Source organism: Alitabrizicola rongguiensis (genome assembly GCF_021491355.1).
Taxonomy (GTDB): domain Bacteria; phylum Pseudomonadota; class Alphaproteobacteria; order Rhodobacterales; family Rhodobacteraceae; genus Aliitabrizicola; species Aliitabrizicola rongguiensis.
The window spans coordinates 329,815-344,441 of sequence record NZ_JAKENF010000002.1 but is presented as its reverse complement, the minus strand read 5'-3'; the positions used below and the strand labels follow the sequence as shown (position 1 = coordinate 344,441).

At 64.3% G+C, this 14,627-nt stretch carries 12 protein-coding genes and 1 tRNA gene; 10 read left to right on the top strand and 3 right to left on the bottom strand.

Translation table 11 applies throughout. The features are described 5' to 3' along the window. The first annotated feature begins 709 nt into the window (after positions 1–709). Together L0V05_RS07655 and L0V05_RS07650 are read left to right on the top strand one after the other, a co-directional pair. On the top strand, positions 710–1,726 hold the full coding sequence (locus tag L0V05_RS07655) for a tyrosine-type recombinase/integrase (protein ID WP_234869526.1): 1,017 nt from the start codon (positions 710–712) through the stop codon (positions 1,724–1,726). A gap of 107 nt (positions 1,727–1,833) precedes the next feature. Then, a tRNA-Cys gene (locus L0V05_RS07650) sits at positions 1,834–1,907 on the top strand. Positions 1,908–2,023: 116 nt separating this feature from the next. On the opposite strand, the gene L0V05_RS07645 is transcribed toward L0V05_RS07650, so the two are convergent. Beyond that, entirely contained in the window at positions 2,024–3,076 is a 1,053-nt protein-coding gene (locus L0V05_RS07645) for a sugar phosphate isomerase/epimerase family protein (RefSeq protein WP_234869525.1), read from the bottom strand. A 66-nt stretch (positions 3,077–3,142) separates the two neighbouring features. Further along, the gene (locus tag L0V05_RS07640) at positions 3,143–4,069 is read right to left on the bottom strand and encodes a LysR family transcriptional regulator (RefSeq protein WP_234869524.1); all 927 of its coding nucleotides are present in this window, start codon (positions 4,067–4,069) and stop codon (positions 3,143–3,145) included. A gap of 148 nt (positions 4,070–4,217) precedes the next feature. Here L0V05_RS07640 and chvE point away from each other — a divergent pair, with 148 nt between their 5' ends. The 8 genes from chvE to L0V05_RS07600 all read left to right on the top strand — a co-directional run bounded on the left by chvE (position 4,218) and on the right by L0V05_RS07600 (position 14,254). After that, positions 4,218–5,285: a multiple monosaccharide ABC transporter substrate-binding protein gene (chvE, locus tag L0V05_RS07635; RefSeq protein ID WP_234869523.1), complete on the top strand. Its 1,068-nt coding sequence runs from the start codon at positions 4,218–4,220 to the stop codon at positions 5,283–5,285. An 81-nt stretch (positions 5,286–5,366) separates the two neighbouring features. Beyond that, the gene (gene mmsA / locus L0V05_RS07630) at positions 5,367–6,881 is read left to right on the top strand and encodes a multiple monosaccharide ABC transporter ATP-binding protein (protein WP_234869522.1); all 1,515 of its coding nucleotides are present in this window, start codon (positions 5,367–5,369) and stop codon (positions 6,879–6,881) included. A 16-nt stretch (positions 6,882–6,897) separates the two neighbouring features. Further along, positions 6,898–8,091, top strand: a complete 1,194-nt coding sequence (gene mmsB, locus L0V05_RS07625) for a multiple monosaccharide ABC transporter permease (RefSeq protein ID WP_234869521.1) — start codon at positions 6,898–6,900, stop codon at positions 8,089–8,091. 9 nt (positions 8,092–8,100) lie between these two features. Next, positions 8,101–9,072, top strand: coding sequence for an AraD1 family protein (gene araD1, locus L0V05_RS07620; RefSeq protein ID WP_234869520.1), 972 nt, complete (start codon positions 8,101–8,103; stop codon positions 9,070–9,072). A 12-nt stretch (positions 9,073–9,084) separates the two neighbouring features. Continuing rightward, positions 9,085–10,827 carry an L-arabinonate dehydratase gene (araD, locus tag L0V05_RS07615; RefSeq protein WP_234869519.1) on the top strand — a complete coding sequence of 581 codons (1,743 nt, stop codon included), beginning with the start codon at positions 9,085–9,087 and terminating at the stop codon, positions 10,825–10,827. Between the two features lie 2 nt (positions 10,828–10,829). Further along, complete coding sequence (locus L0V05_RS07610) at positions 10,830–11,756, top strand: Gfo/Idh/MocA family protein (RefSeq protein ID WP_234869518.1); 927 nt, start codon at positions 10,830–10,832, stop codon at positions 11,754–11,756. Between the two features lie 34 nt (positions 11,757–11,790). After that, the gene (locus tag L0V05_RS07605) at positions 11,791–13,296 is read left to right on the top strand and encodes an aldehyde dehydrogenase (NADP(+)) (RefSeq protein ID WP_234869517.1); all 1,506 of its coding nucleotides are present in this window, start codon (positions 11,791–11,793) and stop codon (positions 13,294–13,296) included. 220 nt (positions 13,297–13,516) lie between these two features. Further along, on the top strand, positions 13,517–14,254 hold the full coding sequence (locus L0V05_RS07600) for an SDR family oxidoreductase (RefSeq protein ID WP_234869516.1): 738 nt from the start codon (positions 13,517–13,519) through the stop codon (positions 14,252–14,254). Here L0V05_RS07600 and L0V05_RS07595 read toward each other — a convergent pair. Further along, the gene (locus tag L0V05_RS07595; protein WP_234870556.1) at positions 14,238–14,540 is read right to left on the bottom strand and encodes an ArsR/SmtB family transcription factor; all 303 of its coding nucleotides are present in this window, start codon (positions 14,538–14,540) and stop codon (positions 14,238–14,240) included. The two genes, L0V05_RS07600 and L0V05_RS07595, sit on opposite strands and share 17 nt — an antisense overlap. Positions 14,541–14,627 lie beyond the last annotated feature (87 nt).

Below are 14,627 nucleotides of genomic sequence, written 5' to 3'. Positions count from 1 at the left end.
TTCCGGACTAAGAAACGCCTCTATGCAGCGCCGTCAGTGCAGGCCTAAACAGCCCGGACATTTTCCTTTTTTCCAATTTCTTAGCATATTTCACCGCTGCCGCTTTTCAGTGATTGGCGTAATTCGTGCCTTGAATGGGGATTGGGATCACTTCGCGCCAGAAGACGCCGATGCGCTGGCCCTCAGGATAGCGGATGCTGGTCCATGTGACACCATACGACCCGGCCGCGCGGCGTCCGGTTCCTAAGACCTGTCATGCGCGATAGTTGTCAGGGTCGATCCGATCGGGGCGGCTAGTCGCGCCCACGCGTCCATGCGCGCGCCGCCACAACTATACATAGCTACGGATCTGTTTGGCTCATGTTTGGCTCAAGCGGTGGCTTATTCAAATCATTGTCTTCATGTGGATTTGATCCATTTTGGCGATGTTTATCTTGATATGAATGCAAACTTTCGAGCGCATTTTCTGCGCGAAAGTCGGAGATAATCCAGTTTTCGAGCTTGATCTTGCTGACCTGCGTCCGTGTCTGCCTCATCCAGAGCTGAGTCTTGTTTGGGTTTGGCCCTTCACTGACCGGTTGAGCACCTCTACCAGGCAAGTCTGGAGAGGCTCGTTGGCGGGTCAGGGTGGTTGTGATCGGAGTGTGACCATTTGGATTGGTCCTGCACTCGTGTACAATTCCACTCGTCTCTGGCTTGGGGTGAGGAAATGAAACGTGATCTTCCGGCCTTCTGTTATTGGAAGCGTCGCGGAAACTATAGCTATGTCTGGTTCATTCGCCGCGGCGAGCCGCCCAGGAGGATCAAGGCGGAACCAGGCACAGCGGACTTCCAGCGGGAATATGCCAGTGCACTCGATGGCGCCCGCATCACCGTTGCGGACAAGCGCACCTTCTCCGCCCTGATCGACCTCTACGTGTCCAATCCCGCCTTCACCGAGCTCGCGCCACGGACCAAAGCCGATTACAGGAAGATCCTCGACTTCCTGCGATCGACGATTGGCAAGATCCGCGTCTCTGCCATGCAAAAGAAGGATGTCGTGGCCCTTCGCGATGCCAATGCCGACCGGGTCAGGCAGGCCAACTACATCGTCCAGGTCATCCGACCGCTCTTGAAATTCGCTCATGAGAAGGGTTGGCGCGTGGATAACCCGGCAGTCGGGGTCAGCCTGCTCAAGACGCCCAAGGCGAAGCAGAAGCCGCATGTCCCATGGACGGATGAGGCTGTTGCGAAATGGCGCGAGGAATCGACCGGCCTGCCGCGGCTCTGCATGGAGCTCGGGATTGGCACCGTCCAGCGCCCGGACGACCTCACCCGCTTCCGCTGGCGCGACTATGACGGCGCCACGATCAAGGTGATGCAGGGAAAGACGGGCGTGGAGCTGATCCTCCCCTGCACCGAAGCCCTCAAGGCGGTGCTCGATGCCGAGCGCGCCCGCCTGACCCCGCATCCGAACCGCCACATCCTGACCAATCGGGACGGCTTGAGACTGACCTATCGGCGCATGGCCGAGATCATGCTGGCCGAGCGCAAGCGCCTCGGGACCGAAGAGCACGACCTCCATGCGATGCGCTACCGGGGCATCATGGAGCTGGCTTGGGCCGGCTGCAGCGACGACGAGATCGCCTCATACAGCGGCCATGTGACCATGGCGATGATCCGGAAATATGCCGGAATCGCGCGACAGATCATGCGGGCTAGACAGGCGAGCGCGAAACGGAAATAACGTGTTCCGAACGAATCGCGGACGAACCGTGAATGTTGACGAACTTGTTGCAGAAAACCTCACGGCGACAAGTTCTGAGTGAAAATACTGATTTAAATCAGTATGTTGGCGGGTTGGCGGAGAGGTTACGCAGCGGATTGCAAATCCGTGAAGACCGGTTCGATTCCGGTACCCGCCTCCAGCTTCTCCTTCGCATGACGGGAAAGTCCAGGCAGACCGCCTTCGTTTCTTCTTTGCGGAAATACCCCGGGGGTGAGCCCCGCAAGGGGCGAGGGGGCAGCGCCCCCTCCGGGGCCATCAGATCCCGAGCATCCGCCGGTTCGCCGCCTCGTCGGTCCCCGCGTCTGCGAAGTCGTCGAAGGCCTTCTCGGTCACCCGGATGATATGGGCCCGAACGAAGTCCGAACCTTCGCGCGCGCCATTCTCGGGGTGCTTCAGGCAGCATTCCCATTCGACCACCGCCCAGCCGTCGAAGCCGTACTGGGTCAGCTTCGAGAAGATGCCGCCAAAATCCACCTGACCGTCGCCGAGCGAGCGGAACCGGCCGGCGCGGTTCACCCAGGACTGGTAGCCGCCATAGACGCCCTGCCGCCCTGTAGGGTTCAACTCGGCATCCTTGACGTGGAACATGCGGATGCGGTCGTGGTAAATGTCGATATGTTCCAGGTAATCAAGGTGTTGCAGGACATAGTGCGACGGGTCGTAGAGCATGTTCGCCCGTGCGTGGTTGCCCGTCCGCTCCAGGAACATCTCGTAGCTGATCCCGTCATGCAGGTCTTCGCCCGGATGGATCTCGTAGCACACGTCCACGCCGCAGTCCTCGGCATGGTTCAGGATCGGCAGCCAGCGTCTCGCAAGTTCGTCGAAGGCAGTCTCGACCAGCCCCGCCGGGCGCTGCGGCCAAGGATAGACGAAAGGCCAGGCGAGTGCGCCCGAGAAAGTCGCGTGGGCATTCAGGCCGAGGTTCTTCGAGGCAGTCAGCGCCTTCTTCACCTGGTCGGCGGCCCATTCCTGACGGGCCTTCGGGTTGCCCCGGACCGACGGGGCGGCAAATCCGTCAAAGGCTTCGTCATAGGCAGGGTGGACCGCGACGAGCTGCCCTTGCAGGTGGGTCGACAACTCGGTGATCTCGAGGCCCGCCTCCTTCGCAACGCCCGTGATCTCGTCGCAATAGGTCTTTGATGTCGCAGCCTTTTCCAGGTCGAACAGCCGACCATCCCAGCTTGGAATCTGCACCCCCACATAGCCGCATTCGGCGGCCCACCGGGTGATGGAGGCCCAGCTGTTGAATGGCGCGTCATCGCCGGCAAACTGAGCCAGGAACAGGGCCGGCCCCTTGATCGTCTTCATCGTATCCCTCCCTCCGTTGGCGCTGACGCCAAGCCCACGCAAAGAGGCCTTGGTGATCCCACCCTGTCAAGCGGCAGCGACGAGCGACTTGATGAGGTCACGGCAGGTCGCGGCCACCGGAGACAGGCGCCGCTCGCGAAGCGTGACCAGCGAATAGGGGGCCAGAAGGACGGGATCGCGCATCGGCAAGATGACAAGATCGCTGCGGCCCCCGGACAGAAGCAGCGCGACCTCCTGGCTGACGGCCGTCACCACCTCGGGGTCGCGCAACAGCGCGAGCGTCATAAGAAGCGACGCGGTATTGGTCACGTTGCGGGGCAAAGGCAGGCCCTGCGACAGGAAGGCCTCCTCGATGGCGCGGCGGATCGGGGCGCCGGGTCCCTGCATGACCCATTCCTGTTCGACAAGATCGGTCAGGACGACCGGACCCCGTCCGGCAGCAGGGTTGTCCTTGCGCGCCACCAGATGCACCCTTTCTCCGGCTGCGCGGTGCAGGGCCAGGCCTCCCGCCGGTGTTCCGGGCGGGATGCGGGCCATGACCATGTCATGCCGCTGCGCCAGCAGGCCGCCGATGAGTTCCTCGCTCGTCGAGACCTCGACATGCACTTCGGCGTCCGGGGCAACGCGCTTCAACTGGCGGATCGCCGGGACGACGTAGCCCACGGCCGCACCGGTGACCGCGCCGATGCGCACAACGCCGCCACGACCGCTGCGCAGAAGCTCGACCTCCTCGGTCGCATCGGCAATCTCTCTCAACACGTTCCGCGCCCGACGGGCCATCGCCTCGCCGATGGCGGTCAGGACCATGCCGCGCGCATTCCGTTCGAACAGGGGGGCGCCCACCTGTGCCTCGGCTTCGGCCAGCATGCGCGAGGCGGCCGGTTGCGTCATTCCAAGCGCCTGAGCCGCGATGGTGATCTGAGCATGCTCGGCGACCGCAACGATCAACCGCAGATGCTTTATCATTAGTCTGCTGGCCAAATGCGCGGTCATGTCAATTCCGGTATGTCTTGCGTCAGATTCAGAATTTGAATGGTATGAAGGCGACTGTCTAGAGTGCGCTTCGGATCAGCACGATCCTACCAACGAGGGGCCAGGGCGCTGTCGCACCGTGCGGAAGCCGTGGCAGGGAGGAGAACCCATGAAGACTTTCACGTCACTTCTGGCGTCTGTTGCGGTTGGCGCGGCGCTTTTTGCGGCTCCGGCCATCGCGCAGGAAAAGGGCACCGTCGGCATTGCAATGCCGACCAAATCGTCGGCTCGCTGGATCTCGGACGGCAACTCGATGGTCGAGCAGTTCACGGCAGCCGGCTATGCCACCGATCTGCAGTACGCCGAGGATGACATCCCGAACCAGCTCGCACAGATCGAGAACATGATCACCAAAGGCGTGAACGTTCTCGTGATCGCCGCGATCGACGGCACGACCCTGTCGAACGCACTGGAAAACGCCCAGGCTTCCGGCATCAAGGTCATCGCCTATGACCGTCTGATCCGTGACAGCGGCGCGGTCGACTACTATGCGACCTTCGATAACTTCAAGGTCGGCGTGCAGCAGGCCGAGTCGCTGGTCCAGTGCCTGAAATCCCGCTTCCCGGACACCAAGCCGTGGAACGTCGAACTCTTCGGCGGCTCGCCCGACGACAACAACGCCTTCTTCTTCTACGACGGCGCCATGTCGGTCCTTCAGCCGATGATCGACTCGGGCGAGATCGCCGTCCCGTCGGGTCAGATGGGCATGGACAAGGTCGGTACGCTGCGTTGGGACGGTGCTGTTGCGCAGGCCCGCATGGACAACCTGCTGTCGGCAAACTACGGCGACAAGACCCTGAACGGCGCGCTGTCGCCCTATGACGGGCTGTCGATCGGTATCCTGTCGTCGGTCAAGGGCGTGGGCTACGGCTCGGGCGACCTGAAGATGCCCTGCGTCACCGGCCAGGACGCCGAAGTGCCGTCGGTCAAGTCGATCCTTGCAGACGAGCAATACTCGACGATCTTCAAGGACACCCGCAACCTTGCCGGCGTGACCGTGAAGATGGTCGATGCGATCCTTTCGGGCAAAGAGCCCGAGATCAACGACACCTCGACCTACAACAACGGCGTGAAGGTCGTGCCGTCCTACCTGCTGGCCTCGCAGCCGGTGGACAAGTCGAACTGGGAAGAGATCCTGATCGGTTCCGGCTACTACACCAAGGACCAGATCGAATAATCCCGTCCTGACGGCGACCTGACAACGGCCCGCCGCCGATTCAGCGGCGGGCCTCACCGAATACCTTGCAGGACGGCGGGCATGGGCACGATTCTGGAAATGCGGGCGATCACCAAGACTTTCCCGGGGGTCCGCGCGCTCGATCATGTCAATCTCTCCGTACAGGAAGGCGAGATCCACGCCCTCGTCGGCGAGAACGGGGCGGGCAAGTCCACGCTGATGAAGGTGCTGTCCGGCGTCTACCCGCACGGCAGCTACGAAGGCGAGATCCACTACGCCGGGTCGCTTGCCCAGTTCTCGGGCATCCACGACAGCGAAGCGAAGGGGATCATCATCATTCACCAGGAGCTGGCACTGGTCCCGCTCCTGTCGATCGCCGAGAACCTGTTCCTCGGTAACGAGGTGGCCCAGGGCGGGGTCATCAACTGGCAGGAAACCTACAGGCGCACCGAAAAGCTCCTCGCCAAGGTCGGCCTGCACGAGCCGCCGACCGCGACGGTCGATACGCTCGGTGTCGGCAAGCAGCAATTGATCGAGATCGCCAAGGCTCTTGCCAAGGATGTGCGCCTGCTCATCCTCGACGAACCGACGGCGGCGCTGCAGGAAAACGACAGCCAGAAGCTCTTGGACCTGCTACTGGAACTCAAGGCGCAAGGCATCACCTCGATCCTCATCAGCCACAAGCTGAACGAAGTCAGCCGCGTCGCCGACAATATTACCGTCATCCGCGACGGCACCAGCGTATCGACCATTCCGCGAGCCGAGATCACCGAAGACCGCATCATCCGCGACATGGTCGGCCGCGACATGGCCCACCGCTATCCCGAGCGTGACCGCCGCCCGGGCGAGGTGATCATGGAGGTGAAGAACTGGAACGCCTTCCACCCCGAACACCGCGAGCGCCAGGTCATCAAGAATGTCAGTTTCAACGTCCGCAAGGGCGAGATCGTCGGCATCGCCGGGCTGATGGGATCGGGCCGCACCGAGCTTGCCATGAGCCTGTTCGGTCGCAGCTATGGGCGCAACATCTCTGGCGAGGTCCGCATCAACGGCCAGGCCGTTGATTGTTCGTCGGTGGTCAAGGCGGTGGACTCGGGCCTTGCCTATGTGACCGAGGACCGCAAGGCGCTCGGGCTGGTGCTGGAGGAACCGATCCAGTGGAATATCTCTCTTGCGAACCTTGCCGGGATCGCGGTCAACGGCGTGATCAACCGCCACCGCGAACAAGACGTGGCCGAGGGCTACCGCAAGGCCATGAACATCCGCACGCCCTCGGTTTTCCAGAAGGTGGTAAACCTGTCCGGCGGCAACCAGCAGAAGGTCGTGCTGTCGAAATGGCTCTTCACCGAGCCGAAGGTGCTGATCCTCGACGAGCCGACGCGCGGCATCGACGTGGGCGCGAAGTTCGAGATCTACGGCCTGATGAACCGGCTGGCCGATGAGGGCCGCGCGGTGGTGATGATCTCGTCAGAGATGCCCGAGCTTCTGGGCATGTGCGACCGGATCTACGTGATGAACGAAGGCGAGCTGGTGGGCGAACTCACCTCCGCCGAAGCGAGCCAGGAACGCATCATGTCCCTGATCGTGACGCATTGAAGGGGAGGGGCAGGCAATGACCGACCAGACCGCAGGAGCGGCCGGCAAGAAGTCCGGGATGAATGTGAACCTGCGCGAGAACGGGATGCTGATGGCGCTTGTGGCCATCGTCGTCTTCTTCGTCGTGATCGTGCGGGCGATGCTCGGGGTCGACTTCCTGTCGGCCCAGAACATCACCAACCTGTTCCTTCAGAACAGCTACGTCATCATCATGGCGCTTGGCATGCTGCTGGTGATCGTGGCCGGCCACATCGACCTTTCGGTCGGCTCGGTTGCTGCCTTTACCGGCGCGGTCTCGGCGGTGCTGGTGCTGAACCTCGGCTGGCCGACATTCGCGGTCATTCCGACGGTCCTGATCATCGGCGGTTTGATCGGCGCGGCGCAAGGATACTGGATCGCCTACTGGCGCATTCCGTCCTTCATCGTGACGCTGGCGGGGATGCTGGTCTTCCGCGGCCTGACGCTGTGGCTGCTGGGCGGCCAGAACGTCGGGCCCTTCCCGAAAAGCTTCCAGCTTCTGTCAACCGGCTTCGTCCCGGACATGTTCGGCGTCGGCAAGCCGAACCTGACCGCGCTTCTGGTCGTGGCGATCGCGGCTGCGATCCTGATCTGGATCGGCTGGCGCGCCCGCAAGCGCAACGAGGCCTATGGTCTGGCGCAAGAGCCGGACAGCCTGTTCTGGATCCGCAACCTGATCGTGACTGCCGCGCTGATCTTCGTCGGCTACAAGCTCGCCAGCTTCCGCGGCCTGCCGAACGTGCTTGTGGTCATGGCGGTCCTGATCGTGCTCTACGCCTTCTTCACCGAAGCGACGACGACCGGCAGGCGTATCTATGCGATCGGCGGAAACCTGAAGGCCGCGAAACTTTCGGGCATCAATACCGAGCGGCTGACCTTCCTGACCTTCGTCAACATGGGGGTGCTGGCAGCGCTCGCCGGCATGATCGTGACCGCCCGGCTGAACTCGGCCACTCCGAAGGCCGGCGTCGGCTTCGAACTGGACGTGATCGCGGCCGTCTTCATCGGCGGAGCGTCGATGTCGGGCGGATCGGGCAAGATCGTTGGGGTCGTCGTTGGCGCTTTCATCATGGGTGTGATGAACAACGGCATGTCGATTCTCGGCATCGGCATCGACTACCAGCAAGTCATCAAGGGCCTCGTGCTGCTCGCCGCGGTCATCTTCGACGTCTACAACAAATCCAAGTCCTGAGGCGGCCCAATGCATCTTTCCCAACTCATCGGCGGCGGCGTTGTCGTCCGCTCTGGCAAGGACGCCCGGTTGATCCCCGGCGCGGGCAGCGTCCTTGAACTGGCGCAGGCCGCGATTGCCTCCGGCAAGCCGCTGTCCGAAGTCGTCGCCGGTCTGGGGCAGGGCGAGGCCGTCGATCTGCCCGACCTGCTGGCGGCGGGTCGTCTCGACTGCCCCGTTCGTCATCCCGATCCGGCGCATATGCATGTGACCGGTACCGGTCTGACCCATCTCGGATCAGCCTCGGCGCGCGACGCGATGCACTCGCAGGCCGATCCGTCCAAGATGACCGACAGCATGAAGATGTTCCGGATGGGCATCGAGGGTGGCAAACCCGCCGCGGGCGAGACCGGCGTGCAGCCGGAATGGTTCTACAAGGGCACCGGCGTGTTCGCAGTCGGCCCGGGCCAGCCGCTCACGTCGCCGGCCTTCGCTCTGGACGGCGGCGAGGAACCCGAGATTGCCGCCTATTACCTGATCGGCCCCGATGGCACGCCGAACCGCATCGGCTTTTCGCTCGCCAATGAATTCTCGGACCACGTGACCGAGCGGATCAACTACCTCTATCTCGCCCATTCCAAGCTTCGCCCTGCCTCCTTCGGCCCCGAACTGCTGGTTGGTGAACTGCCACAGGACATCCGCGGCACAAGCCGCATCCGCCGGGATGGCAAGGTGATCTGGGAAAAGCCGTTCCTGTCGGGCGAGACGAACATGTCGCACACCATCGCCAACCTCGAGCATCACCATTTCAAGTATGACCTCTTCCGCGTGCCGGGGGATCTGCACGTCCACATGTTCGGCACGGCAACGCTCAGCTTCGCCGATGGCGTCCGGACCATGCCTGGCGATGTCTTCGAGATCGAAGCACCCGAATTCGGCCTGCCGCTCGCCAATCCGCTTGCGGTTGCGGCTGAAACCCCTTCAACCGTCCGCGTTCTGTAAGGATTCCCTGAAATGACCTTCAAACCCGCCCCCTGGCCCCGCAAGCTGCGCTCGCAGGAGTGGTTCGGCGGCACGACGAAGGACGCGATCTATCACCGCTCCTGGATGAAGAATCAGGGCCTGCCGGCCGACCTGTTCGATGGCCGCCCGGTGATCGGCATCTGCAACACCTGGAGTCAGCTGACCCCCTGCAACGCCCATCTCCGCGACCTCGCCGAAAGGGTGGCGCACGGCATCTACGAGGCAGGCGGCCTGCCGATGGAATTCCCGGTCATGTCGCCGTCGGAATCCGCCTTCCGCCCGACCGCGATGATGTTCCGCAACCTCTGCGCCATGGATGTCGAGGAATGCCTGCGCGGCCAGCCGATCGACGGCGTCGTGCTGCTCGCCGGTTGCGATAAGACCACACCGGCCCTTCTGATGGGCGCGGCCAGCGTCGACATTCCCGCGATCCTGGTGTCGGGCGGCCCGATGCTGAACGGCTATTTCCGGGGCGAGACGGTCGGCTCGGGCACCCATCTGTGGAAATTCTCCGAGGCCGTGAAGGCGGGCGAGATGACGGCCGAGGAATTCGTCGAGGCCGAAGCCTCGATGTCGCGCTCGGCCGGGGCCTGCAACACGATGGGCACGGCTAGCACCATGGCCAGCATGGCCGAGGCGCTTGGCATGACCCTGTCGGGGAACGCCGCGATCCCGGCGGTCGACAGCCGCCGCCGCGTCATGGCCCATGTCACCGGACGGCGGATCGTGCAGATGGTCAAGGACGACCTGAAGCCCTCGGACATCCTGACCCGCAAGGCGTTCGAGAACGCGATGCGCGTCAACGGCGCCATCGGCGGTTCGACAAACGCAGTCATCCACCTTCTCGCCGTCGCGGGCCGCGTCGGCCTCGATCTGACGCTTGAGGACTGGGACAAGCAGGGGCGCGACATCCCGACCATCGTCAACCTGATGCCTTCGGGCAAGTACCTGATGGAGGAGTTCTTCTACGCCGGCGGCCTGCCCGTGGTCATCAAGGCGCTCGGCGAGGGCGGCAAGCTGCACAAGGATGCACTGACCGTGTCGGGCGGCCCGATCTGGGACGAGGTCAAGGACGTCCGCAACTGGAACGAGGACGTCATCCGCCCGGTGACCAATCCTCTGACCTCGCATGGCGGCATCGCCGTCCTGCGCGGCAACCTTGCCCCGAATGGCGCCGTGCTGAAACCCTCGGCGGCCTCGGCGCATCTGATGAAGCATCGCGGCCGCGCCGTCGTCTTCGAGACCATCGAGGACTACAAGGCCAAGATCGAGGACGAGAGCCTCGACATCGACGAGACCTGCGTGATGGTGCTGAAGAACTGCGGCCCGCGCGGCTATCCGGGCATGGCTGAGGTCGGCAACATGGGCCTGCCGCCCAAGGTGCTGCGCAAGGGCATTACCGACATGGTCCGCATCTCGGACGCGCGCATGTCCGGCACCGCCTATGGCACGGTTGTCCTGCATGTCAGCCCGGAAGCGGCGCGCGGCGGTCCGCTCGCCATCGTGCGCAACGGCGACATGATCGAGCTCGATGTCGAGGCGCGGCGGGTCCATCTTGACATTTCGGATGCGGAACTGGCGAAACGCCTTGCCGAGTGGAAATCCGGCATCGAACGCCCCTCGGGTGGCTGGGCGCAGCTTTACCACGACCATGTGCAGGGCCCGGAAACCGGCGCCGACATGGACTTCCTCGTCGGCTGCCGCGGCAACGCGGTGGCGCGTGAGGCGCACTGATCATGGGCGGTCCCATCCCCGTCGCCGTGGTCGGCGTGGGCAAGATCGCCCGCGACCAGCACCTGCCGGCCATCGCCGCGAACCCCGACTTCCTGTTGGCGGCGGCGGTGTCTCGCCACGGCAAAGTCGAGGGCGTGCCGAACTTCACCGACTTCGAAAGCTTCCTTCGCGACGGCCCGCTCGCGGCGGTCTCGCTCTGCACCCCGCCCGACGTGCGGGTCGAAATGAGCCTTGCCGCGATCGAGGCGGGCCGCGATCTGATGATCGAGAAACCGCCTTCCGCCACGCTCGGCGAGATCGAGACGATCATCTCGGCCGCAAAGGCGAAGGGGGTCACCCTCTTTGCAACCTGGCATTCGCGGTTCGCCCCCGGGGTCGAGCCCGCGCGCGCCTGGATGGCCAGCCGCGAGATCACCTCGGTCGACATCGTCTGGCGCGAGGATGTTCGGCGCTGGCATCCCGGACAGGCCTGGATCTGGCAACCGGGCGGCTTCGGCGTGTTCGATCCCGGCATCAACGCCCTTTCGATCCTGACCCATATCCTGCCGGGTCCGATCCACGTTCAGTCTGCCGATCTGGAAGTGCCGTCGAACGCCTTCACCCCGATCGCCGCCCGCCTGACGATGCAGGCGCGCGGGCAGGTGCCGCTCAGCGCGGATTTCGACTGGCGGCAGGAAGGCCCGCAGACCTGGTCGATCTTCGTGCAAGCCGGGGAGGAACGGCTGGAGCTTCACATGGGCGGGGCGGAACTGGTGATCGACGGTCGCCGGGTGGACGTTGGCCCCGAACAGGAATATCCGACGATCTATCGCCGCTTCGCGGAGCTGGTCTCGGCCCGCAAGAGCGACACCGACATTTCTCCGCTGCGGATCGTCGCGGATGCCTGCCTCAAGGGCCGGCAGGTGCAGACGGACGCATTCCACGACTGACGGGCGCAAGGCCCGAACTGAAGGACACCAGACCATGCTGACCGGCAAGCACCTGATCGCAGGCGAATGGGTGGCGGGCGACGCCACGTTCCTGTCCTCGCCCGCCACGGGCGAGGCACTCGCCTATGCCGTGGGCACCCCGGCCCATGTCGACCGCGCCGTGCAGGCTGCCGAAGCCGCCTTCGAGACCTATTCGCAGACCACCCGGGAGCAGCGGGCTGTTTTTCTCGAGAAGATCGCCGACGAGATCGAGGCACGGGGTGCCGAGGTGACCGCCATCGGCACTTCGGAGACCGGCCTGCTTGCGGCGCGCCTCGAAGGCGAGCGTGGCCGCACCACCGGACAGCTCCGGCTCTTCGCTTCCCATATCCGCAAGGGCGACTATCTCGACCGCCGCCACGACGCGGCGCTGCCCGACCGCAAGCCGCTGCCGCGCCCGGAGCTGAGGCTGATGCAGCTGCCGGTCGGCCCGGTCGCGGTGTTCGGCGCCTCGAACTTCCCGCTCGCCTTCTCGACCGCGGGCGGCGACACCGCCTCGGCGCTTGCTGCCGGCTGCCCGGTGGTGGTGAAGGGCCACTCCGCCCATCCCGGCACCGGCGAGATCATCTCCCAGGCTGTCCTCGCCGCCATCGAGGCGACGGGGATGCACAAGGGCGTGTTCAGCCTGATCCAGGGCGGCCGCCGCGACGTGGGCGAAAGCCTTGTCCAGCATCCGCTGATCCGCGCCGTGGGCTTTACCGGCTCGCTGATCGGGGGCAGGGCGCTCTTCGACCTCTGCGCCCGCCGCCCCGACCCCATCCCGTTCTTCGGTGAATTGGGCTCGGTCAACCCGAACTTCCTCCTGCCTGCCGCGCTCGCCGCCCGCGGCGACCAGATCGCCGCCCAGTGGGTCGCCTCGCTGACCATGGGCGCGGGCCAATTCTGCACCAATCCCGGCTTGATGATCGCCCTCGACGGTCCGGCGACCGATGCCTTCGAACGCGCCGCCTCCGCCGCGCTTTCGGCGGTTGCCGAGCAAACGATGCTGACCGACGGCATCGCCGCCGCCTACCGCGACGGCCAGGCGCGCATCGCGGGCGCCGAAGGCGTCGAGGCGCTGGTCGAGACCACCAGCGAGGGCCGCATCGCCCGCCCGAACCTTTACAAGGTCACCTCGGATGCCTTCCGCAAGTCGCATGGACTGGATGAGGAAGTCTTCGGCCCGCTCGGCCTTGTCGTCCGCGCGAAGAACGAGGAGGACATGCTCGACCTCGCCCGCGGGGTGGAGGGCCAGCTGACCTGCACGCTTCATCTCGATGCCGGCGACACGGCCCTTGCGCAGCGCCTGATGCCGATCCTGGAACGCAAGGCTGGCCGGATCCTCGCCAACGGCTTCGCGACCGGCGTCGAGGTCGCGGATTCGATGGTGCATGGCGGGCCCTATCCGGCCTCGACCAACTTCGGCGCGACCTCTGTCGGCACCATGTCGATCCGCCGCTGGCTGCGCCCGGTCTGCTTCCAGAACATCCCCGAGGCGCTGCTGCCGCCAGACCTGCGCTGAGGGGATTTCCTTCCCGGCTTCTTCTTGGCCCAAATACCCTGCGGGGGTCCGGGGGTGCAAAACCCCCGGCGCCCGCCGCTGCGCCGAAGGCCGGGCGAGGCGCGCAATGCCATACGGATGCCAGACGGAAACCCGAAAGGAAACTGACGGGTCGCGAAACGCTTCCTGCTTGCCATTCCGCCCGTCCCGACGCCAGATGGCCGCCAGAGGGAGGACCACCATGACCCAGCAAGGGATCGTCATCACCGGCGCCGGTTCCGGCATCGGCCGCGCCACGGCGCGGGCCTTTCTCGACGCCGGTTGGCGCGTTGCCCTGATTGGCCGGCGCGAGGAGGCCCTGCGTGAAACGGCTGACGAGTATCCCGCACTGGTTCTGCCCTGTGACGTCTCAGACCCAGCCGGGGTCGACGCCGCCTTTGCCCGGATCGTCAGCGACTGGGGCCGGATCGACGTGCTGTTCAACAACGCGGGCATCTCGCTGCCAGGTAACCCCATCGATGAGATCCCCGTCGACGACTGGCTGCGGCTGTGCAACGTCAACATCACCGGCATGTTCCTGTGCGCCCGCGCCGCCTTCGGTATCATGCGACGCCAGCAGCCCGCGGGTGGCCGGATCATCAACAACGGCTCGATCTCGGCCCATGCCCCGCGTCCCGGCTCGGTGCCCTATACGATGTCGAAGCATGCCGTGACGGGACTGACCAAGACCCTGTCGCTCGACGGCCGCCCCTGGAACATCGCCTGCGGCCAGATCGATATCGGCAACGCCCTGACTGACATGGCCGCCCGATTCACCAAGGGAGTGCCGCAAGCCGATGGCTCCATCCGCACCGAGCCGGTGATGCCGGTCCAGAACGTGGCCGAGGCAGTGTTGATGATGGCCCGTCAGCCCTTGGACGTGAACATCCCGTTCCTGACGATCATGGCCAATTCGATGCCGTTTATTGGCCGCGGCTGACGCCGTCGACATTGCAGAACATGTCGTAGACCAGGTTGATCGTGCGTCTGACGCGTTCATCGCCGATCGAGTAGTAGATCGCCTTGCCATCGCGCCGGGTGCTGACCAGCCCCTCGATCCGCAGTCGGGCCAGTTGCTGGCTGACGGCCGCCTGCCGCGATCCCAGAAGCTGTTCCAGCTCCGATACGGATTTCTCTCCGTTGGCGAGATAGCAGAGGATCATCAGCCGGCCCTCATGCGAGAGCGCCTTGAGGAATGCTGCGGCTTCCTGGGCGTGTTCGACCATCTCGTCAGTCGCGGTCTGCACGACCGGATCAGATGATTTCGGACTCAGTTCAACCCTCGACACCTTTGCCGCTCCTCAGAAAGACCG

What these genes read in the sequence shown, in the direction of transcription:
- araD1 (WP_234869520.1), top strand. Translation starts at nt 8,101, where the DNA reads ATGCATCTTTCCCAACTCATCGGCGGCGGCGTTGTCGTCCGCTCTGGC.
- L0V05_RS07605 (WP_234869517.1), top strand. Translation starts at nt 11,791, where the DNA reads ATGCTGACCGGCAAGCACCTGATCGCAGGCGAATGGGTGGCGGGCGAC.
- L0V05_RS07655 (WP_234869526.1), top strand. Translation starts at nt 710, where the DNA reads ATGAAACGTGATCTTCCGGCCTTCTGTTATTGGAAGCGTCGCGGAAAC.
- L0V05_RS07645 (WP_234869525.1), bottom strand. Translation starts at nt 3,076, where the DNA reads ATGAAGACGATCAAGGGGCCGGCCCTGTTCCTGGCTCAGTTTGCCGGC.
- mmsA (WP_234869522.1), top strand. Translation starts at nt 5,367, where the DNA reads ATGGGCACGATTCTGGAAATGCGGGCGATCACCAAGACTTTCCCGGGG.
- L0V05_RS07595 (WP_234870556.1), bottom strand. Translation starts at nt 14,540, where the DNA reads ATGGTCGAACACGCCCAGGAAGCCGCAGCATTCCTCAAGGCGCTCTCG.
- chvE (WP_234869523.1), top strand. Translation starts at nt 4,218, where the DNA reads ATGAAGACTTTCACGTCACTTCTGGCGTCTGTTGCGGTTGGCGCGGCG.
- araD (WP_234869519.1), top strand. Translation starts at nt 9,085, where the DNA reads ATGACCTTCAAACCCGCCCCCTGGCCCCGCAAGCTGCGCTCGCAGGAG.
- L0V05_RS07600 (WP_234869516.1), top strand. Translation starts at nt 13,517, where the DNA reads ATGACCCAGCAAGGGATCGTCATCACCGGCGCCGGTTCCGGCATCGGC.
- mmsB (WP_234869521.1), top strand. Translation starts at nt 6,898, where the DNA reads ATGACCGACCAGACCGCAGGAGCGGCCGGCAAGAAGTCCGGGATGAAT.
- L0V05_RS07610 (WP_234869518.1), top strand. Translation starts at nt 10,830, where the DNA reads ATGGGCGGTCCCATCCCCGTCGCCGTGGTCGGCGTGGGCAAGATCGCC.
- L0V05_RS07640 (WP_234869524.1), bottom strand. Translation starts at nt 4,069, where the DNA reads ATGACCGCGCATTTGGCCAGCAGACTAATGATAAAGCATCTGCGGTTG.